Below are 19,890 nucleotides of genomic sequence, written 5' to 3'. Positions count from 1 at the left end.
ACGAGACGTGAAGATCGGCATCATCCTGGGCAGCATCCGTGAGGGGCGCGCCGGCGAGTCCGTCGCGCGGTGGGTGGCCGAGCAGGCCGCGTCGCGCGAGGGCGTGACCTACGAGCTGGTCGACCTCAAGACTTTCGACGTCCCGCTGCTCACCTCGGCCACCGTGCCGGGCGCGGCGAACAAGCAGTACGACGACGAGCGCGTGACCCGCTGGAGCACCGCGATCGATTCCTACGACGGCTTCGTCTTTGTCACCCCCGAGTACAACCACAGCGTGCCGGGCGGCCTGAAGAACGCCTTCGACTCGCTCGGCGGCGAGTGGGCCGACAAGGCCGTGGCCTTCGTGTCCTACGGCGCCGAGGGCGGCGTCCGCGCGGTCGAGCACTGGCGCCAGATCGTCGTCAATTTCCGCATGTTCGGCGTGCGCCAGCAGGTTTCGCTGAGCACGTTCGCCGAGTTCGACGACGACGGCGTGGCGCCGGACGAGCGCCGCACCCGGGAGATCGCGACCGTGTTCGATCAGCTCGAGAGCGCGACGCGCCGCATGAGCGCTGAGCCGCGAGCATGACAGCGGCCCGCTCCCTGTGCAGGGGGCGGGCCGCGGTGGTGTATGTCAGTTCAGGGCGGCGAGCGCGGCGTCGTAGTCCGGCTCGGTGGTGATCTCGTCGACGAGCTGGGTGTAGAGGACCTTGCCGGCGGCGTCGAGTACGACGACCGAGCGGGCGTTGAGGCCGGCCAGCGGGCCGTCGATCATCTTGACGCCGTAGTCGGTGGAGAAGGTGCTGCGGAAGGTCGAGCCCGTGGAGACGTTCTCGATGCCCTCGGCGGCGCAGAAGCGCGCGGCGGCGAACGGCAGGTCGGCGGACACGCAGACCACGGCGGTGTTCTCCAGGCCGGCGGCCTTCTCGTTGAAGGTGCGGACGGAGGTCGCGCACACGCCGGTGTCGACGCTCGGGAAGATGTTGAGCACGACCTTCTTGCCGGCCAGCGACTCGGAGGTGACGGCCGACAGGTCGGAGCCGACCAGGTCGAAGGCCGGCGCGGTCGAGCCGACGGCGGGAAGCTCGCCGGACGTGGTGACGGGGTTGCCCTTGAATGCGGTGGTTGCCATGAGTCCGTTCTACCGCACGGCGGGCGTCAGTGTCGGTGGGGAGTCGCCACGTGGACCACCACGTCGTCGGGCACTCCCTTGACCCCGCCGAGCCGGAACGTCCGCTTGGGGCGGGTCGCCACCCGCGCCGGATCCAGGCCCGCGCGCGTCGCCTCGCTGATGAGGATCTCTCCCGCTCCGGCCTTCTCGCCGAGGCGCGCGGCGATGTTGACGTCCATGCCCAGGTAGTCGTCGCCGATCCGCCGCGGATGCCCGGTGTGGACCCCCACCCGCAGTCGTGGCCGCCAGCCGCCGACCTCGATCCGGGCGACTCCGTCCAGGCACGCGGCGACCGCGTCGAGCGCGAGCTGCGGGGACGGGAACACGGCCATCATCCCGTCGCCCAGCCGCTTGACCACGGCCCCGCGGTGCGCCACGACCTCGGGCTCGGTGGCGGTCGCGACCCGCCGCAGCAGTCGCAGGGCGTCCTCGTCGCCGGCGCGCATCGCCCAGTTCGAGAAACCCACCAGGTCGGTGAACACGATGGTCACCTCCTGCTCGCCGACGCCCCGGCCGGCCCGCTCCCGCAGCGCGTGCCACAGCTGCAGGCCTCCGAGCGTCACCTCGCGTGTGGCCGTGGGGCGCTCGTCGAACAGTCGGCCGGCGATCCGTGCGATGGTCCCGGCGCCGTCGCGTCCCGCCGCCGAGAGCGGGTCCCCGAACCCCGAGTCCCCGGGCAGCACCCGCCGGACCCGCCGGGCCATCTCGACCGACGTCGGGTGCCGGTTGGCGTCATAGGCACCCGTGGCCACCCGGGTCGCCGCCGCACGTACGCGGGCCCAGCGCTCGGCCGGCAGTGCCGGCTGGTTCTCCGGCTCTGGCTCCGGTTCCGGTCGCGGCTCGGGAGTGGGCCCCTCGGCGGACGTGGTCATGGGACGAGACTAGGACGTGGCCCGTCGGCGCGGGGTGCCCCCGGTCCTGACCTGGGGTGCCCTGAACGGGGTGAGCAGGGCGCCCCAGGTGGGAGGCTGTGCCGGGCTCAGGCCGGCGGCACGGATTCCCCGGTCTGGTCCACCGCGCGCCACAGATACCAGGACGCGACCGACCGGTACGGCGCCCAGGCCTGTGCGTGCTCGGCCATCTGGGCGGGCGTGGCCTTGGTCTCGAGGCCCAGCACCTGTTCGAAGCCGCGGCGGACCCCCACATCGGCCAGGGGGAAGACGTCGGGTCTGTCCAGCAGGAAGATCAATTGCATCTCGGCGGTCCAGCGGCCTATCCCGCGGACGGCGGTCAGGGCGTTGATGACGGCGTCGTCGTCATATCCGCGAAGCACCTCGAGGGTGGGGATCCGCCCCGACTGCACCGCGTCGGCGAGGTCTCGAAGGGCGGCCATCTTCGGCCGCGAGATCCCGCACGCGCGCAGTTCCTCGTCGGACAGGGCGGCGACAAGGTCCGGGGCGAGAAGCGGGCGGGCACTGGTGGGGCTAGTGTGGCCTGTGGTGCTGGCGCGGTCGCGGAGGCGTCCGGCGATCGTCGCGGCGGCCTTGACCGACAGTTGCTGGGACAGGATCGACGATGCCAAGCGGTCGAAAAGCATGTGGGTTCCCGCATCCGGGGGTGGGTTGAGGGTGCAGGGGCCGACAGAATCGATATGGGCACTAAGGAGAAAATCTGCCCGGCGGAGGTGTTGTACAGCCGTTACTCTGTCGTATCCTTTCGTCATGACGTGCACGTTACGCGCGCATTCGTGATCGATCCGAGTTCGGAGGTAACGCCTCGGCTGGCAGCGCCGATAACCGATGGGTCACAACTTTGCTTGGGAGAGGACCGAATTCGTGGGAAAGACACAAAAGCGTATCGCTGCAGTCGCCGCGACCGCGGCCATGGCGATGAGCTTGGGGGCCGGCACCGCGTCGGCCGGGTCGGCGGAGATGCCGTCGACCACCGCGCTGTACAACGGCGCCGTGATGCTGGGGTGCCAGTTCGTGGACCAGGCGCTGCTGCCGTCGTGCGGCGATCTCGACAATTTCGGCACCGATGACCCCGCGGTGCTCACGATCAACCCGTTCACCACCGACATCGTCATCCTCGGCGCCGGCCTGAGCCCCGAGGGGCAGATCCCGCCGATTCTCGAGGAGCGGCTGCGTGCGGGCTTCCGGCTCGCCTCTCAATACCCGACCTCGCGGATCATCGTCACCGGTGGCGTGCCGAAGAACGGTCTCACCGAGGCGCGCGCGATGGGCGACTGGCTGCGCGGTGCCGGCATCGCCCCGTGGCGGATCACCGAGGAGGGCAACTCCAACTCGACGGTGCAGAACGCCCAGTTCACCGACCAGATCTTCCGTGAGCGCGGCACCACGGGCGCCGTGGTGGTGACCAACGACTTCCACCTCAACCGGGCGGTCCTCAACTTCCGTCAGGCGGTCGACGGTCGTATCCCCGTCACCGGCGTGGTGGCGCGGGGCTGATACCCGTCCCCGGCTCCCCGTCGTCGGTCCTCGCGGCCGAGGGCGAACTCGGCGGCATCGCCGGCTGGGCCGTGGGCCTGATGGACGCGCTCGGGGGCCCGGGCGCGTCCATCATCGTGGGGCTGGAGAACGTCTTCCCGCCCATTCCCAGCGAGGTCATCCTCCCGCTGGCCGGGTTCAGCGCCGCGCAGGGGGCCTTCACTCTTGCCGGGGCGATCTTCTGGACCACACTCGGCTCGGTGCTCGGCGCGATCCTCGCCTATGCCCTGGGCTTCTGGCTCGGGGCCGACCGCGTGCGCGCGGTCTTCGGGCGCGTCCCGCTGATGAAGGTCGAGGACTTCGACAAGGCCGAGGGGTGGTTTCACCGCCACGGCGCCGCGTCGGTGTTCTTCGGTCGCATGGTGCCGGTGGTGCGTAGCCTCATCTCCATCCCGGCCGGGGTGGCGCGCATGAATTTCCTGCTGTTCCTGGTGCTGACCCTCGCCGGCAGTCTGATCTGGAACTCGATCTTCGTGGTGGGTGGCTACCTGCTCGGTGGTCAGTGGCATCGGATCGAGGCGGTGGCCGGCTGGTTCTCCAACGCCGTGGTGGCGGTGATCGGCGTCCTGGTGGTGGCGTTCCTCGTGCGCCGGTGGTTGCAGGAGCGTGCGCAGGCCAGGCTGGAGTCCGACGGGCGGCCCGAGGAATAACACGGCTTGGCCGCTAGTTGGATGATGTGACAGCAAAAGTGTCCCGTCGTAGGAGGAACCCATGTCCGCCATCCGTCAGGTCGTTCCGCTCGGAGCCCAGTGGCCGGGCATCGACCCGTTCCTGTTCACCGCTCACCACCGGGACGAGTTCCCGGCCGCCGACGGCACCACCATGCGGCCCGCCGCCTCGCTCGAGGGGCGGTCGATCGGCCAGGACTTCTCCGGCAAGGACGGCTGGTCCATGTACCACGGAGACACCGTTCCGGGCTTCCCCCAGCACCCGCATCGCGGCTTCGAGACCGTCACCGTGGTGCTCGACGGGATCGTCGACCACTCCGACTCGCTCGGCGCCGCCGCGCGCTTCGGCCACGGCGACACCCAGTGGCTCACCGCCGGCGCCGGCATCTCCCATTCGGAGATGATGCCGCTGCTCAACGACGACGCACCCAACCCGCTCGAGCTGTTCCAGATCTGGCTCAATCTCGCCCCCGAGGACAAGGCGGCCGAGCCGCACTTCGACATGTTCTGGGCCGAGGAGACCCCGGTCGTCGTGCGCGGCGAGGAGGGCACCGCCGCGAGGTTCCGCGTGATCGCCGGCGAGCTCGACGGCGTACGCGCGCTGGACCCGCCACCGAACTCGTGGGCCGCCCGCCCGGAGAACCACCTGGCCATCTGGATCGTCACTCTCGACCCCGGCGTGAGTACCGAGCTCCCGGCGTTCGACGCCTCGGCCGGGCGGGTGCTCTACAACTACGGCGGCGGGGTCACCGTCGACGGGCAGGAGATCGGCTATGACGCCGCGGTCCTCGCGCCGGAGCCGGTCACGGTGACCGCCGGAGACGACGGCGCCGCGTTCCTCATCCTCCAGGCCCGGCCCATCGGCGCGCCCGTCGTCCAGCAGGGGCCGTTCGTCGGCAACACCCGCGAGGACATCATCACCGCGATGGACGAGTACCGCGCCGGGGTGTTCGGGCAGTGGGACCTGCCGAGCAACGGGCCGGTCCACCCGCACGGCCAGACGCGCTTCGCCCGCTACCCCGACGGCACGGAGAAGCGGCCGGCCGACGCGAGCTAGTCCGGCCAGTCGCCGGTCCGGAGCAGCTCCAGGGCCGCCGACTGATCGATGATCGGCTGGCGCATCTGGTCGGCCAGGAACTCCAGCAGCGCGGCGGACAGCGCGGCGTCATCCGAGGCGATGGCGTCGCGCGCCACCGCGATGTGGACGTTCTCCGCGAACCCGTCGATCGCGGTCTGTGACACGCAGCTGTGCGTCGAGACGCCGCACAGCAGCAGGTGGTCCACCCCCAGCCGGGCCAACTCGGCGGCGAGCGAGGTCTTGAAGAACGCGCTGTCGCGGGTCTTGACCACCTCCACATGCTCGCCGGTGTCCAGGCCGTCCAGGAATTGGGCCTGCTCCGTTCCCGGGAAAGCGAACCCCTCGTCGTCGTCGCACATGTTGAGGGTCCACGTGGAACCGTCACGGGCGTGCTCGGTCCGCACCAACACCACGGGCCGGCCGGCGCCGCGGGCGGCGGCGATGAGCTCGTTGACGCGCGCGACCAGCTCGTCGCGCACCTTCGCCAGGTCCGGGAACTCGAAATACGAGTTCTGCATGTCGATCACCGCGAGCGCGGTCGGCGGCCCGGGGCGCCACCACGTGTCGGACGCGGCGACCGGCATGGTGCGCTTGTGGCGGCCCCGGTCCCACGCCGCCTCGATGCGCTCGGCCGCCGCGTCCGGGACGTCGCGGCCCTCGAGGTAGTCGTCGATGTCGTCGTAACGCAGGCCGAGCTCGTCCTCGTCGGTCTGCCCGACGTTCTCATCGAGCAGGTCGGCGGTGGGGACCTTGGCCCACAGCTGGCGCGGGGCGTCCAGGTGCCGGAGCAGCGCTCGGCACTGGCGCTTGTCCAGGCCGGACAGCGGCAGGACGTCCGCGGCGCCGTCGCCGAACTTGGTGAAGAACGCGGTGACGTTCTCCGCCGCGTGGTCCGCGCCGATCACCAGCAGCCCCCGGTCCCCGGCCAGCGCGTACTGGGCGACCATCCGGTGGCGGGCCTTGGCGTTGCCCTTGGTGAAGTCCGTCAGTTCTGCGCCCGCGGCCCGGGCGATCTCGGTGTCGAGGGCGTCGACGCCGGGCGCCACGTTGACGGTGAGCACCTCGTCGGCGCCGATGAACTCCACGGCGGCCGCCGCGTCGGCCTCGTCGTGCTGCACCTTGTAGGGCAGGCGCATCCCGACGAACCACGCCTCGCCGCCGTCGGCGCGCACGCGCTCCACGGCCAGCTGCGCCAGGCGGGCGGCGAGAGTGGAGTCGACGCCGCCGGAGACGCCCAGCACATAGCCGCGGGCCCCACTCGCGTGCAGATAGTCGACCAGGAACCGGATCCGCCGCTCGATCTCGGCGGCCGGGTCGATCTCGGGCCGGACCCTCAGGGCGTCGATGATCGTTCGCTGCTTCTCACGCATGGCCCCATTGTGTGGATGCGCCGCGGCGGCGCGCCACCGGAGGCCGGAGGCCGCGCTCAGGCGAAGAGTTGCTCGATCTCCGCCGCGTAGAGATCGTCGACCACCCGGCGCCGCAGCTTCATCGTGGGCGTGAGCTCGTGACCGGGGCGCCAGTCCTGCCGCAGCACCGTGTACTTCTTGATCTGCTCGACCCGCGACAGCGTGGCGTTGGCGCGATCGACCTGCGCCCGGATCGTCTCCTCGAGTCCCGGGTCGCCCGCCCGCTGCGGGTCCGCCACGATCAGGGCGACGTTGTAGGGGCGCTGATCGCCGATCACGGCCACGTGGGAGATCGCGTTGCCCGCCGAGCGGACGGCCATCTCGATGTTGGCCGGGGACATATTCTTGCCGGTTGCGTTGATGATCAGCTCCTTCTTGCGGTCGACGATCCACAGGTACCCGTCCTCGTCGAGCCGGCCGATATCGCCCGTGTGGAGCCACCCGTCGCCGTCGATCGCCTCGGCGGTCTTCTCCGGCGCACCGCGGTACCCGCGCATGACCTGCGGGCCGCGCACCGCCACCTCGCCGTCCTCGGCGATCCGGACCTCGACGGTGTCGAGAGGTTTTCCGACGCTCCCGAGCTTGATGGCGTCCGGGGTGTTGGTGGCCACGCAGCACGAGACCTCGGACATGCCCAGCATCTCGCACAGTGGGAGACCCAGAGCTGTGAAGAACTCCAGGACACCGCGAGGGGTCGGCGCCGCCCCGGTCACGACCCAGCGGGCCTCGTCGAGTCCGATCTTGACCCGCAGCGCCTCGGCTACCTGCGGGTTCGCGACGGAGTCGGCCACCGCGTCACCCGGGTAGCCCGCCTCGAGCGCGGCCTTGAGTTTCTCCCACACCCGCGGGACGGCGCCGAACAGGGTCGGGCGTGTGGCCGCGAGCGCGGCCGGCAGCTCCGCCATGTCGGCCACGCACGTCACCGTGTTGGCGTAGGCCATGAAGCCGGAGTAGTGCGAGGTCCAGCGATCGGCCACGTGGGCCGCGGGCAGGAACGAGATCTGACGCCCGTGTCCCGGCAGCGGGACCGCGGCATGGACCCCGCGAAGCTGCGTGAGCATGCCCTCGTGGGTCAGCTCGACGCCCTTCTGAGGTCCCGTGGTGCCGGAGGTGTAGATGAGCGTCAGCAGGTCGTCGGGGCGGATCGCCTCGGCGCAGGAGAAGTCGAAACCGGTCTCTTCGGCGGCCAACTCGCCCAGCAGGTCGTCGTGGTCGTCCGCGTTCTCGTCCACCAGGACGAGCCGCTCCACTGTCAGGGCATTGCCCCGCGCAGCCTCGAGGACCTCGACGAACGCCGACTCGGTCACTATGGTCTTCACACCGGCGTCCGCCAGAACGTAGGCGAGCTGATCCGGCGCCGACGTGTTGTAGAGACTGAACGGCACGGCGCCGAGCATCATCACGGCGGTGTCCACGAGGTGGAACTCCGGCCGGTTGCGCAGCATCAGCGCGACCGGTTCGCCCGGGGCCACACCCAGCTCGCGGAGCGTGCCGGCGATCGCCCCCACCCGCGCCCGGGCCTGTGCGTACGTGACCTCGGCTCCCGTCTCGTGGGAGCGGAGCGCGAACGCGTCCGGGTGGGCGGCGGCCGTGGCGAGGAACAGGTCGGCGAGGGTGCCCGACTCCGCCAGGCGGGTGGCGATAGCGGAGACGGACGGGGTGGCGGTGGAGGTCACGGTGGTTTCCTGGGGGTCGTCGGGGTCGTCGGGGTCGTCGCAGTGTCGTCTGCCTCACATTCTCGGCCAGTTCGCGGGCGCGGCGACACCCCCGGAGGTCGTGGAAGAGCACCCGAACGGGTGCCGGCCCCGGCAGGCCGGGTCGGACACGCACGCTGCCGTAGCCTGGGCTGATGCACGACGATCCGTCCCTCGACTATCGGGACCTCCTGGCCCGCCTGGCGGATATCGTCTACGCCGTCGACACCGACGGCAGGTTCACCTACATCAACCCCGCCGGCGAGCGGATCTTCGGCTGGGACGTCGCGGATCTGATCGGCGAGCACTTCTCCAAGGTCATCGACCCCGACGCCCTCGCGGAGACCGTCGAGCACTTCCGACTGGGGATGGCCAGCGCCGACCCGGGACGCTACTTCGAGACCCGGATCCTGCAGCCGGACGGCCAGCTCCGCGACCTGGAGATCCACGCCGGGAACATCTACCGCGACGGCCGGCTGGTCGGCCGGCAGGGCGTCGGCCGGGACATGACCGAGCTGCGCCGACTCCAGGCGAACCTGGCCACCAAGACCAGGCGCCTGGAACTCCTCGAGGAGCAGCAGCGCGCCGCGCTCGAGGTCTACCGACGCCTCAACCTCATGGTCGGCCGCGCCGGCGGTGACCCGGGGCGGACGGAACAGGCGCTCGACGCCGTGGAGAGCTCGCTCCAGCTCGAGACGGCGCGCGTGATGGGGCTGCAGGACGATCTCGAGATCATCGCCCTGATCGCCGACGGCTACTCCAACCAGGAGATCTCCGACCGGGTCCACTTGAGCGTGCACACGGTCAAGGACCGCGTCAGCCGCATTATCACCAGGCTCGGCGCCCGTAGTCGCGCCGCGGTGGCCACCCGCGCTACCGGGGCGGGGCTGCTCCGGTCTCGTCAGTGAGGCCCTCGATGAAGTCCGACACCGCCCGCGGCCACGCCTCGACCTCCGCCGGGGAGCGGGCGACCTCGAGGCGTGCATCGGGCAGCAGCCCCGCCAGCTCCGCGGCCACCTCCAGCGGATGCGAGGCGTCGTCCGGCCAGGCCAGCAGCAGAACCGGCATCGTCAGCCGCGACACCTCGTCCCGCGACGGAAGATCGGAGGCCGCCGCGCCCCGGAACGCCGCCGGCAGCCACTCGTCCGCCACATCCGGCGGCAGGAACGGGCGGTCCGGGTCGATCGCCGGCGAGGTGGGCGGCCGGTGGGTCAGCTCCGCCCACCGGGCCACGCCCCACCGCGCCACCTGCCGCGCGCCCAGCTCGTAGAGCTTCGACTGCTCCGCGCGCCGTTCCCACGCGGTCGGCGGGATCCCCAGCGTGAGGGAGGCGAACCGCGCCGGCTCGGCCACGGCAGCCGTGAGCAGGGTCGCCGTCCCCATCGACGTGCCCACCCCGTGCACCGCGCGGCCGGGGAAGACCTCGTCGAGCAGTCCCAGCAGGTCCCCGGCGAGCGCGGGCCACGTGTACGCGGCCGGATCGGGCGATCCGGGCGACCGGCCATGGCCGCGCGCGTCATAACGCAGGACGCGCAGTCCCTCCCGGCCCGCCGTGAGGTCCAGGCCCCACAGTTCATCGCGGCGCCGACTCGAGGACAGTCCGTGCAGCTGCACCACCGGGGTCCCGACGCCCCGGAGATCGCGGGCCAGGCCCGCCCCGTCCCCGTCGGCGCCGGTGTGCGCGGACCTCGTCGTCGTCATACCTCCGGCCCTCCCGGATTGCAGCCCTCCAGCAGCATCACGTCAGCCGTCACCTCGGGCCGCCACGGTTCGAGGTTCCACGTGGGCTTGTCCGGCTCGAGCAGCCGCGCCCAGGTCCAGTGGCAGTCGAACTGCTCGCGCATGCCGGGGGTGTCCGCGTCGGGGGCCAGGCGCAGCACCTCGGCCCAGGCCGTGGCCGCGTCGGCGGGGCCGGTCGCCCGGAGCGCCGAGGGTGTCGGTGCCACGCGAAGGGTGACCCCGAAGTCGGAGTCGCCCCAGGTCGCCGACGCGACGAACGGCGGAGTGGCGGGGGCCGGTGCGGGCGACGAAGGACGTGGCGACGGGGTCGACGACGACGCCGTCAGCCCGGTCGACGGCGGCCCGGTCGATGGCGAGGGCGAGGAGCTCGACGTAGCCGGGGCGTCCGACCCCACAGCCGTTTCCTCCTTCCCGGATGCGCCGGTCGAGCACCCGACCGTGGTCAGGGTGACCACCACGAATGCGGCGGCGAGGGATCGGCGGGCGTCGTGGTGGGGCATCGGAGGCAGTCTGCCACGGCGCCGGGGTTGCAAACGAGCACGCGTGCCTGGATCCTGTGACAATAGGAATGCGGTGCCTGCGGAACAGCCGCGCGCCGTTCATGAATAGAAGGAGAGTGACCGATGCCCCAGTTCGACCTCACCCAGCTGCAGGCAATGTGGGACGGAATCTTCCCCGCCATCTTCGGCCCCCTGGCGGCCCTGGTCGACACCCTCGGCGCGTCCGTAGAGGCGCCCTGATCAGTCACTGACCGATCCGCCTCTAGCCCAGCGCGAGAATCTTGTGCAGGGTCTTGAGGTTCCGGGTGGTGAGATGACGCGCGTGCTCCCTGGCCGCAGTGACCTTCGCCGCCGTGGACTTCAACGAATCGCCACGGGACACCCGCCAGTACACGCAGCCCGGCCCGGCCGCCACGATTTCCGTGGTGCCGGGCCGGACCGCGTTCGTCATGTCGCGCAGGACTCGTGCGGTGACCTCCTCGGAGTCGGAGAACACCAGGTAATCGTGGTGCTCGTCGAGCGTCTCGAACGGGTACGCGTCGACCGCCGCCGCGACGGCGTCGCGCGTGAGGACCTGAACCACCGCGTCGTAGCCGAAGGCCGCGGAGTAGGCCGATTCGAGTGCCTGCCGCAGCTCGGCCGGGGGCCGGGGGTCGGTGACCACCACGTTTCCGCTGGCCAGGACGGTCGCGACGGCCGTGCAGCCGGCCTTCTCGGTCACGGACCGGAGGTCGGCCATCGCTATCCGGTTGCCCTTGCCCACGTTGATCCCGCGCAGCAGTGCCACCGCGCGGTATGTGCCCGAGTCCGTGTGCTGGTCCGCCATGCACCGATCCTTGCACTGTTGTGCGCGCGTGAGGGTAGCTTTACTGGGCATGGCAGTCTCAGTGCAATCCGTCATCACCATCGAGGCCGGTATCCCCGAGATCATGGAGGTCATGGCGGACGTCAGGTCCCTCGTCGACTGGTCGGACGCCCACCGTGCGGTGGAGGTCCGTGAGGAGGACGCGGACGGCTGGCCGATCGTCGTGTGGGAGAAGATCTCGCAGTACGGGGTCACCGACGAGATGGTCGTCAGGTACGAGTGGTACGACGGCGAGGTGAGCTGGTCGCTGATCGAGAGCGGCTCACAGAAGCTGCAGAACGCGCGCTACCGGCTCACCGACAACGGCGACGGCACCACCGAGGTGATCTTCGACCTCGAGGTGGACCTGAAGATCAAGCTCCCCGGCATGGTGGTCAAGAAGGCGCAGAAGAGCATCGCCGACACGGCCACCAAGGGCTTGCGCACGGAGGTTCTGCGCCGCTACGGCTAGCTAGCGCCCGCGGTGCAGGAGGTCCAGCGCGCCCCGCACCCCGTCGGCGGGGAGCTGGCCCGGCGCCGATGCCGCGCCGACGGTGGCGAACGTCGCCGCGGACCCGAACGCACCTCCGCCGATACGGGTGACCGCGCCCAACGCACCCATCGACATGGTGATGAGCGGGATCCGCGCCCGACGGTAGCGGCGCTCGGTCGCGTCGAGGAGCGACACCACGTCGGCGGCCGAGTGCGGCATGACCGCGATCTTGGCCACGTCCGCCCCGGCGGTCTCCATGGCCTCGAGTCGGGCCACGATCTCCTCGGTGGGGGGCGTGGCGTCGAAGTCGTGGTTGGAAGCCACGACCGGAACGCCGTGCCGGTGCGCCGCGGCGATCGCCCGACCCGCCTCGGGGTGCCGGTACTCCACGTCCACAGCCGCGACCAGGCCGGTGGCGGCCAGGGCATCGATCAGCGCGACGTAGGAGTCGGCGGCGATCTCGGCCGACCCGCCCTCGGCGGTGGTGCGGAACGTCGCGAGGATCGGAGTGTCCGGCAGGAGCCCCGCCAGCCGTTCGAGCGCGGCGACCGCCTGCGCCGGATCGGCCCCGCCGCCGTCGGTGAACGGCGTGAAGAGGTCGACCCGCCACTCGGCGGCCGCACCGGCCGGCGCAGCCGCCGAGGCCGCCGCGCTCTGGTCGAGCTCGGTGAGGTCCCGCGCGGTGATCGGCACGATGATCGTCGGCGAACTCGCGTCCAGGCGCAGCTGATGGCGGGGCATGGCTCAACCCTACGACGGGGTCGGCGGCCGGCCCGCCCGGGCATCAGTCGCAGGCCCCGCAGGGGCAGGGCCGGCGGGCCGGGATCAGCTCCAGTGCGGTCACCTCACCGGGCAGTGGGGGCGGCCCGGAGCCGGCGGCTCCGTAGTAGAGGCCCGCCCAGCGCAGCGTGCGATCGGGCCGGTGGACCGGCACGAGTTCCCAGGTGTGTCCGCCAGGTCCCTCGCACAGCAGGTGTCCGGCATCGAGTGTCTCGCCGCCCAGGACCACGTCCCCCCACCTGTTCAGTAGCGCGGCCGACTCCCGGCCGCCGAGTCCGCGCACCAGCAGTTCCGGATGGCCCAGCTCGGTGAGGCCGATCGTGTACCCGAACTCCTGCTCCGGAGGGATGGGGGCCGCGTGACAGTCCCGGCAGTCACAGCCCTCGCCGACATGGATGATGTTGATTCCGCAGCGCTCGATCGTGGCCGCGATCTTCAGCATCGCGGGATCGACCGGCGCGAACAGGGTGTGGGACATGGATGCTCCTCGATGTGGTGATCTGTCAATCGGTGCGGACCGCGGGGCCCGGTATCGAACTGACGGTCGATACAGCGCGGACGATAGGTGTCGGGTACGACACGGACGCCCGGTCGGCACGCCCGACCAGGGAGTTCACGGTGCACACTGGGAGACGTTCGGCGAACGCGGAAGGGGTGGCGCGGAATGAGGATCGCGTTGGCACTGGGGTCCGGCGGGGCACGCGGCTATGCGCACATCGGGGTGATCCGCGAGCTCGAGGCCCGCGGCCACGAGGTGGTGGGCGTATCGGGCGCGTCGATGGGCGCCGTGGTGGGTTCGTTGTACGCGGCCGGCAAGCTGGACGACTTCGAGGAGTGGGTGCGCGGGCTGTCCCAGCGCGACGTCCTAAGACTGCTGGACCCGTCCTTCGCCGGCGGCGGCGCGATCCGCGCCAACAAGATCATGGCGGTGATCGGGTCGATGCTCGACGGCATCCGCATCGAGGGCATGCGCCTGCCGTTCACGGCGGTGGCCACGGACCTCAAGGCGCGCCGCGAGATCTGGTTCACGCAAGGCCCGGCGGACGTCGCGGTGCGGGCCTCGTTCGCGATCCCCAGCGTCATCACCCCGGCACTGGTCGGCGGGAGGCTGGTCATCGACGGAGGCGTGACAAACCCGGTGCCGCTCGAGCCGCTCGCCCCGGTCGAGAGCGACATGTTGCTGGCGGTGTCCCTGACCGGCCGGCGCACAGGCATGCGCGTGACGTCGGTCTTCAAGAACCCGGGTCCCGACGACGGCGCCGAAGCCGATACCGGCCACACCCGCAAGGGCCCGGGGGCGGCCCGGTCCGCCGGCACGCTGACCGGCCGGATCCGGACCGCGGCCGCCGACGTCCGCGACGCCGACCTGGTGCGCTCGATCGCCGCCCGCTGGGGCCAGGGCGCCGCCGAGGGCGGAGATCTCCGCGACGACACCACCGCGGGCCCGGACGGCCGGGATGAACCGGGCACGCTGACCGAGGCGGCGGCGTCCGCCTCGGATGCCGTCACGGCCAGCGCCACTACGGATGCAGAGCCCTCGCACGAGGTCGAGGAGTCGGTGGCCCGCGGCGAGGCAGAGGTCGAGTCAGAGGACCCCGGTGACGCCTCCCTGCCCGGGACGCTGCGGATCTTCGACGTGGTGATCCACTCCATCGAGGTGATGGAGAGCATCATCACCGCCTACCGGATGGCGGCGAACCGGCCGGACGTGTTGGTCGAGGTGCCGTCCGACTCGTGCACGGCGTTCGACTTCCACCGGGCCGACGAGATGATCGCGCTCGGCCGACGCCTCACCGCGGAGGCGCTCGACCGGGCAGGGTTCTAGTTGTTCAGCGCCGGCGCGTAGTCCGGGCAGAAGGCGTTCACGGCCGCCTCCAGGACGGTCGCGCCCTCGTTCTCCGGTGCCTCGGGATGTGCCTCGTAGTACTTGGCGATCACCACGTCCGCGCTGTCGCCGACTTCGAGATCGCGGCACGCGTCGTGGCCGCGGATGAGGAAGTCGACGTCGTCGTGGACGGTGACCCCGTTGTCGCGGAGTGCGTCCAGGTACTCGCGGTCCTTATCGGGATGGTCGTCGCCGTCGTGATCGCCGTGGTCATTCCCCTCGTGATCGTCGCCGTCCCCGGCCTCACCCACGGCGCTCGTGGCCTCGGCGGCGGCGGAGCCTACGGCGCTGGTGGCCTCGGTGGCGGCGGACGCGACCGCGCTCGTGGCCTCGGCGACCGTGTCGTCGGCGTTGTCGTCGCCGCTGCAGGCGCTCAGGGTCAGCGCCAGGGCGGCCAGCCCGGAGGCCGCCACCATCGCGCGGCGTCGGGTGCGGGGTGCGTGGGGTGACATGGGAACTCCTTGACCTCGTCGTGCTGCAGAGACGGCCCTGCCGGGGCCTGTGTTGCCGCAGACGGTACGGGACCTTCTCGCCCGGTCTGACCGGAACGAGGGAGGAAGAGGACGTTGGTGCCACAATCGTGATGCGCGTGAGATCAGCCGGGGGCGGTCTATCACGCGGACGTCCGGGAGTGTTCCGGGGGCGGGCCAGGGGACGCGGCCGTGCGGATCGATCACGACCGTCGCCGGGCCGCACTAAGGTGGATCTCATGGGATCTGCCGTGACTGTCGTTGACCCTCTCGAGGTGGGTGCCGCCCGCCACGCGGAAGGTGTGCAGCGACTCGTCGACAGCTTCCGGGCGGTGCCCGAGGGATCCCCGGTGCGACTGGCGAAGAAGACGTCCAACCTCTTCCGGCCGCGGGCCTCGTCGTCGTCGCCCGGTCTTGATACGACCGGTCTCACGCGCGTCATCTCGGTCGATCCGGACGCCCGCACCGCCGACGTCCAGGGCATGTGCACCTACGAGGACCTGGTCGACGCCACGCTCGCCCACGGCCTCATGCCGTACGTGGTGCCGCAGCTCAAGACCATCACGCTCGGCGGCGCGGTAACGGGGTTGGGCATCGAGTCCTCCTCCTTCCGCCTGGGGCTGCCGCACGAGTCGGTGCTGGAGATGGACGTGCTGACCGGCACGGGCGAGATCGTCACCGCGCGCCCCGACGGCACCGAGCGCGAACGCACCCTCTTCCGCGGCTTCCCCAACTCGTACGGCTCGCTGGGCTACGCGGTGCGGCTGCGCATCGCCCTGGAGCCGGTCAGGCGCTATGTCGAGCTGCGCCACGTGCGGTTCAACTCGATCGCCGCGCTCACCGCGGCGCTGGAGCGGATCAGCGTGGAGGGAAGGTACGACGACGACGCAACAGCCGCCGGCTCATCCGACACCGGTAGCGCAGGCTCCGGCCCGGGCTCCGAAACCTCCCGCGTCGACTTCCTCGACGGCATCGTCTTCTCCACCGACGAGGCCTACCTCTGCCTCGGGCGGCACAGCGACGAGCCCGGCTCGACCTCCGATTACTCCGGCGCGACCGACAAGCAGGCGATCTTCTACCGGTCGGTCCAGCACGACGGGCCCGAGGGGACGGTCAAGCGCGACCGGCTGACCATCCGTGACTACCTGTGGCGCTGGGACACCGACTGGTTCTGGTGCTCGCGGGCGTTCGGCGTGCAGAACCCGCGGATCCGGAAGTTCTGGCCGCAGCAGCTGCTGCGCTCGTCCGCTTACTGGAAGATCATCGGCCTCGATCACCGCTACGACCTGGGCAACAAGATCGGCGCGCTCAAGGGCGAGGGGCCGCGCGAGCGGGTCGTTCAGGACGTCGAGGTGACCATCGATCACGCCACCGAGTTCCTCGAGTGGTTCCTGCGCGAGGTGCCCATCGAGCCGCTGTGGATCTGCCCGCTGCGACTGCGCGAGTCCACCCCGGCGCCGGGGTCGGACCGGCCGTGGCCGTTGTACCCGCTCGACCCGGGCACCACCTACGTCAACATCGGCTTCTGGTCCTCTGCACCTATAGAGCCGGGGATGGCCGAGGGTGCGTGGAACCGGCGGATCGAGGAGGAGGTCTCCCGGCTCGGCGGCCACAAGTCGCTGTACTCGGAGGTCTTCTATTCGCGCGAGGAGTTCGCCGAGCTGTACGGCGGCGAGCAGGCGACGCGCCTCAAGGCTGAGTTCGACCCGAACGGTCGGTTCGCGACCCTCTACGACAAGGCGGTAGGAGCACGATGACCACGACCCGCAGCAGCACGCCCTCGGGCACAATGACGATCGGCGAGATCATCGGCGCTTTCGCGACCGGTGAGCCGCCGCTGCGGATAGAGGCCTACGACGGCTCGGCGATCGGGCCGGCCGACAGCGACCTGGTGCTCCGCCTGAAGAGCGAGAAGGCGCTGCAGTACTTCGTCACCGCCCCCGGCGACCTCGGGCTGGCCCGGGCCTACCTGATGGGCGAGCTCGAGGTGGAGGGTGTGCACCCCGGCGCCCCGCGCGACGTCTTCGGCTCGCTCGAGGTGTTCCGCAAGACCATGACCCGCACGCCCGACGCGCGGACGCTGCTGCGGATCGCCCGCTCGATCGGCCGCGAGAACCTCACCGTGCCGCCGATCCCGGCGCAGGAGGTGCCGCCGGCGTGGAAGCGCGTGGTCAGCGGGCTAAGGCGGCACTCCAAGGAGCGCGACTCGGAGGTGGTGAGCTACCACTACGACGTGTCGAACCGCTTCTACGAGTGGATCCTCGGCCCGTCCATGACGTACACGTGCGCCTGCTATCCCGAGGTCGACGCGTCACTGGAGACGGCTCAGGAGAACAAGTACCGCCTGGTGTTCGACAAGCTCGGTCTCTCCGCCGGCGACCGGCTCCTCGACGTGGGCTGCGGCTGGGGCGGCATGGTCCGCTACGCCGCGCGCCGGGGCGTCCGCGTGATCGGCGTGACCCTGTCCAAGGAGCAGGTCGAGTGGGGCCGGGCCGCGATCGAGGCCGAGGGGCTCGGCGATCTGGCCGAGGTCCGGCTGCAGGACTACCGCGACGTGCCCGAGCGGGACTTCGACGCGGTGAGCTCGATCGGCATCACCGAGCACATCGGCCGCAAGAATTACCACGACTACTTCAGCAAGCTCTATGGCTACCTCAAGCCGGGCGGGATCCTGCTCAACCACTGCATCACGCGGCCCGACAACGCGGGCAAGGTCAAGGCCGGGCAGTTCATCGACCGCTACATCTTCCCGGACGGTGAGCTGGCCGGCGCCGGAACGGTGCACGTGGAGGCAGAGAACGCCGGCTTCGAGGTGCTCCACGAAGAGAACCTGCGCCCGCATTACGCCATGACCCTGCGTGATTGGTGCGCCAACCTCGTCGAGCACTGGGACTCCGCGGTCGAGGAGGTCGGCGAGCCCATGGCCAAGCTGTGGGGCCTGTACATGGGTGCCTGTCAGTACGGCTTCGAGCACAACAAGATCCAGCTCCACCAGATCCTCGCCGTGCGTCTGACCGACGAGCAGACCTGGGATCGCCCCCTCCGCCCGTGGTGGCAGCCCTAATCTGACGCGTCCCGCGCACACCGCTGACCTGGAGTGACCTGCACGCATAGAGTAGGGCACCGCTGGTCAGAGTATTTTCTGCCGATGGGCCGGGCTCCGGGGGCTCGCGATGCCCGCCCCAGGTCCGCGTGCAGCCGGCGAGCCAAGGCGGAGCGGGCCCAGCCCGCACTCAGTCGAGGTTGAGCGCGAGCAGGACCTCGCCCGTCGGGGCCGGTGAGCCGCCGGCGGGCTCCTCGGTGAGACCGATCTGCTCGGAGCCGCGGATGCCCTCGATCTGCGCGGCGGGCGACGGGCCCACCTCGCCCGACTCCATGGTCCCGGCGGGGATGGGATCGTGGTCGCCCATGAGCCACAGTTGGTAGGCGCGACCCTCGGCGGGATCGGGCAGACCGGTCATCGAGACGACGGCCATGTCCGCCGACCGCGACGCCAACACGGTGGCCAACCCGGCGCCGCCGACCTGGCCGCGGGTGATCTCCAGGTCGTCTGAGGCCAGCAGCATCGTCACGTCTTCCGGCATGGCCCCGGACGGCGGGGCCGCCACGGGCAGGTTGTCCTCGGGGGCGGAGCCGTCGATGACCCGCCCGATGCCCACACCGGCCGCGACCAGCAGGATCGCGGCCGCCGCCGCGCCGATGACGGTCCACATCCGGGGACGGCGACGCGCCCGCATCGCACTCAGATCGGTCACCGAGCCGCCGCCCCCCGACCGGTCGCCGGAAACGGGGTCGCCGGTGGCGTCGTCGTCATCGTCTCGAGGTCCACCAACGCGGTCCCGCCGCGCCCGGGCGGCCACCTCGTCGAGGACGCGGGCCCGCAGCGCGGGCGGGGGAGCCGTGTCGAGGCCGGCGACGGCGACCATGTCCGCGGCGACCTCCTGCGTGGACGCGATGTGCGCGAACATCGACGCGCGCTGCTCCTCCGGCGCGCTGACCAGCGCCTCCTCGACGGCCTCGGCCTCGCGCGGGGGCAGGGCGTCCAGGGCGTACAGGTCGAGATCGGCGGGGTTGATGCCGCCCGCGGTCTCGGGATGATCGTGATGGCTTCTCACGCCAACGCACCTCCCAGACAGCCCTTCAGCCGCCGCAGCCCGTCGCGGATGCGGGACTTGACCGTGGGCAGGGCCGCGCCGAGCCGGTCGGCGACCTCGCGGTAGGTCAACCCGGTGAAGTAGGCCATCTCGATGGACTCGCGCTGGGTGTCGGTCAGGGTCTCCAGGCATCCGCGCACGCGCGCGGCGTCCTCGTCACGGCCGATCCGCTCGGTGACCTGCTCGGCGACGTCGTCGGAGGCAGGGGACCCGGACGCGGCCGCGGCGGCGGCGTCGACCTCGTCGCGGCGCGTCGCGGAGCTCTCCGCCCGCACGCGATCCACCGCGCGGCGATGGGTGATGGTCAGCACCCACGACTGCACCGAGCCGAGCGACGGCCGGTAGTCGACGGCCTGCTTCCACACCTGGAGAAACACCTCCTGCACGGTCTCTTCGGCGTAACCCGGATCGCGCAGGACGCGCAGCGCGAGGCCGTACGCGCGGGGCGCGAGGAGGTCGTAGAAGCGGGCGAACGCGTCGAGATCGCCGCCGGCGGCGAGCTCCAGCAGGCGCCCCGGGTCGGCCATCGACGGGGCGGTGGGCTCGGGCACGAGCGTCAGTCTAGTGCGGGGGGCGGC

General features: G+C 71.0%; 22 protein-coding genes and 1 pseudogene. 9 read left to right on the top strand and 14 right to left on the bottom strand.

Annotation, left to right across the window (positions count from 1 at the left end):
* Window positions 1-7 precede the first annotated feature (7 nt).
* Window positions 8-568, top strand: coding sequence for an NADPH-dependent FMN reductase (locus tag K3888_RS05080; RefSeq protein ID WP_230929161.1), 561 nt, complete (start codon window positions 8-10; stop codon window positions 566-568).
* A 45-nt stretch (window positions 569-613) separates the two neighbouring features.
* On the opposite strand, the gene tpx is transcribed toward K3888_RS05080, so the two are convergent.
* From tpx to K3888_RS05065, 3 genes are all read right to left on the bottom strand, one after another.
* Complete coding sequence (gene tpx, locus K3888_RS05075) at window positions 614-1,111, bottom strand: thiol peroxidase (RefSeq protein WP_230929160.1); 498 nt, start codon at window positions 1,109-1,111, stop codon at window positions 614-616.
* 26 nt (window positions 1,112-1,137) lie between these two features.
* Window positions 1,138-2,022 carry an adenylate/guanylate cyclase domain-containing protein gene (locus K3888_RS05070; protein WP_230929159.1) on the bottom strand — a complete coding sequence of 295 codons (885 nt, stop codon included), beginning with the start codon at window positions 2,020-2,022 and terminating at the stop codon, window positions 1,138-1,140.
* A 107-nt stretch (window positions 2,023-2,129) separates the two neighbouring features.
* Window positions 2,130-2,687 carry a DNA-3-methyladenine glycosylase family protein gene (locus K3888_RS05065; protein ID WP_230929158.1) on the bottom strand — a complete coding sequence of 186 codons (558 nt, stop codon included), beginning with the start codon at window positions 2,685-2,687 and terminating at the stop codon, window positions 2,130-2,132.
* Window positions 2,688-2,925: 238 nt separating this feature from the next.
* Between K3888_RS05065 and K3888_RS05060 the strand changes: the two genes are divergently transcribed.
* From K3888_RS05060 to K3888_RS05050, 3 genes are all read left to right on the top strand, one after another.
* Window positions 2,926-3,558, top strand: coding sequence for a YdcF family protein (locus K3888_RS05060; protein WP_230929157.1), 633 nt, complete (start codon window positions 2,926-2,928; stop codon window positions 3,556-3,558).
* Between the two features lie 80 nt (window positions 3,559-3,638).
* Window positions 3,639-4,247 (top strand): DedA family protein, encoded by a 609-nt coding sequence (locus tag K3888_RS05055; protein WP_230929156.1) that lies wholly within the window; start codon window positions 3,639-3,641, stop codon window positions 4,245-4,247.
* A gap of 61 nt (window positions 4,248-4,308) precedes the next feature.
* Entirely contained in the window at window positions 4,309-5,322 is a 1,014-nt protein-coding gene (locus tag K3888_RS05050; protein ID WP_230929155.1) for a pirin family protein, read from the top strand.
* Here K3888_RS05050 and K3888_RS05045 read toward each other — a convergent pair.
* The 3 genes and pseudogenes from K3888_RS05045 to K3888_RS05035 form a co-directional block, all read right to left on the bottom strand.
* Window positions 5,319-5,870, bottom strand: a complete 552-nt coding sequence (locus tag K3888_RS05045; protein ID WP_308281905.1) for a cysteine hydrolase family protein — start codon at window positions 5,868-5,870, stop codon at window positions 5,319-5,321. The two genes, K3888_RS05050 and K3888_RS05045, sit on opposite strands and share 4 nt — an antisense overlap.
* 24 nt (window positions 5,871-5,894) lie before the next feature.
* Window positions 5,895-6,713: pseudogene (gene nadE, locus K3888_RS05040) on the bottom strand (NAD(+) synthase); the annotation flags it as partial.
* Window positions 6,714-6,769: 56 nt separating this feature from the next.
* Window positions 6,770-8,428 carry an AMP-dependent synthetase/ligase gene (locus K3888_RS05035; RefSeq protein WP_230929154.1) on the bottom strand — a complete coding sequence of 553 codons (1,659 nt, stop codon included), beginning with the start codon at window positions 8,426-8,428 and terminating at the stop codon, window positions 6,770-6,772.
* A 173-nt stretch (window positions 8,429-8,601) separates the two neighbouring features.
* Here K3888_RS05035 and K3888_RS05030 point away from each other — a divergent pair, with 173 nt between their 5' ends.
* The gene (locus K3888_RS05030; protein ID WP_230929153.1) at window positions 8,602-9,354 is read left to right on the top strand and encodes a PAS domain S-box protein; all 753 of its coding nucleotides are present in this window, start codon (window positions 8,602-8,604) and stop codon (window positions 9,352-9,354) included.
* On the opposite strand, the gene K3888_RS05025 is transcribed toward K3888_RS05030, so the two are convergent.
* The 3 genes from K3888_RS05025 to K3888_RS05015 all read right to left on the bottom strand — a co-directional run bounded on the left by K3888_RS05025 (window position 9,320) and on the right by K3888_RS05015 (window position 11,512).
* Entirely contained in the window at window positions 9,320-10,147 is an 828-nt protein-coding gene (locus K3888_RS05025) for an alpha/beta fold hydrolase (protein WP_230929152.1), read from the bottom strand. The genes K3888_RS05030 and K3888_RS05025 overlap by 35 nt on opposite strands.
* On the bottom strand, window positions 10,144-10,686 hold the full coding sequence (locus K3888_RS05020; protein ID WP_230929151.1) for a DUF2599 domain-containing protein: 543 nt from the start codon (window positions 10,684-10,686) through the stop codon (window positions 10,144-10,146). Before K3888_RS05020 ends, K3888_RS05025 begins: the two co-directional genes overlap by 4 nt.
* Window positions 10,687-10,948: 262 nt before the next feature.
* Entirely contained in the window at window positions 10,949-11,512 is a 564-nt protein-coding gene (locus K3888_RS05015; RefSeq protein WP_230929150.1) for a DUF1697 domain-containing protein, read from the bottom strand.
* A gap of 49 nt (window positions 11,513-11,561) precedes the next feature.
* Here K3888_RS05015 and K3888_RS05010 point away from each other — a divergent pair, with 49 nt between their 5' ends.
* A complete protein-coding gene (locus tag K3888_RS05010) occupies window positions 11,562-12,002 on the top strand; it encodes an SRPBCC family protein (RefSeq protein WP_230929149.1) in 441 nt (146 codons plus the stop codon).
* Here K3888_RS05010 and aroD read toward each other — a convergent pair whose 3' ends face one another.
* Both aroD and K3888_RS05000 read right to left on the bottom strand, forming a co-directional pair.
* Complete coding sequence (aroD, locus tag K3888_RS05005) at window positions 12,003-12,764, bottom strand: type I 3-dehydroquinate dehydratase (protein WP_230929148.1); 762 nt, start codon at window positions 12,762-12,764, stop codon at window positions 12,003-12,005. It abuts the gene before it with no gap.
* Window positions 12,765-12,807: 43 nt separating this feature from the next.
* Complete coding sequence (locus K3888_RS05000; protein WP_230929147.1) at window positions 12,808-13,281, bottom strand: DUF4262 domain-containing protein; 474 nt, start codon at window positions 13,279-13,281, stop codon at window positions 12,808-12,810.
* A 186-nt stretch (window positions 13,282-13,467) separates the two neighbouring features.
* Between K3888_RS05000 and K3888_RS04995 the strand changes: the two genes are divergently transcribed.
* On the top strand, window positions 13,468-14,628 hold the full coding sequence (locus K3888_RS04995; protein WP_230929146.1) for a patatin-like phospholipase family protein: 1,161 nt from the start codon (window positions 13,468-13,470) through the stop codon (window positions 14,626-14,628).
* On the opposite strand, the gene K3888_RS04990 is transcribed toward K3888_RS04995, so the two are convergent.
* Window positions 14,625-15,140, bottom strand: a complete 516-nt coding sequence (locus tag K3888_RS04990; RefSeq protein ID WP_230929145.1) for a DUF732 domain-containing protein — start codon at window positions 15,138-15,140, stop codon at window positions 14,625-14,627. The two genes, K3888_RS04995 and K3888_RS04990, sit on opposite strands and share 4 nt — an antisense overlap.
* 257 nt (window positions 15,141-15,397) lie before the next feature.
* Here K3888_RS04990 and K3888_RS04985 point away from each other — a divergent pair, with 257 nt between their 5' ends.
* Window positions 15,398-16,915 (top strand): FAD-binding oxidoreductase, encoded by a 1,518-nt coding sequence (locus K3888_RS04985; RefSeq protein ID WP_230929144.1) that lies wholly within the window; start codon window positions 15,398-15,400, stop codon window positions 16,913-16,915.
* Window positions 16,912-18,222: a class I SAM-dependent methyltransferase gene (locus tag K3888_RS04980; RefSeq protein ID WP_230929143.1), complete on the top strand. Its 1,311-nt coding sequence runs from the start codon at window positions 16,912-16,914 to the stop codon at window positions 18,220-18,222. The genes K3888_RS04985 and K3888_RS04980 overlap by 4 nt, the downstream gene beginning before the upstream one ends.
* Window positions 18,223-18,391: 169 nt before the next feature.
* Here K3888_RS04980 and K3888_RS04975 read toward each other — a convergent pair whose 3' ends face one another.
* Window positions 18,392-19,273: an anti-sigma factor gene (locus K3888_RS04975; RefSeq protein WP_230929142.1), complete on the bottom strand. Its 882-nt coding sequence runs from the start codon at window positions 19,271-19,273 to the stop codon at window positions 18,392-18,394.
* Window positions 19,270-19,863, bottom strand: coding sequence for an ECF RNA polymerase sigma factor SigK (sigK, locus tag K3888_RS04970; protein WP_295650401.1), 594 nt, complete (start codon window positions 19,861-19,863; stop codon window positions 19,270-19,272). The genes K3888_RS04975 and sigK overlap by 4 nt, the downstream gene beginning before the upstream one ends.
* Window positions 19,864-19,890: the final 27 nt, after the last annotated feature.

The organism is Dietzia aurantiaca (assembly GCF_021033825.1).
Classification (GTDB): Bacteria; Actinomycetota; Actinomycetes; order Mycobacteriales; family Mycobacteriaceae; genus Dietzia; species Dietzia aurantiaca.
Note: the sequence above shows the minus strand (reverse complement) of the source record. Positions and strands in the feature narration are given on the sequence as shown.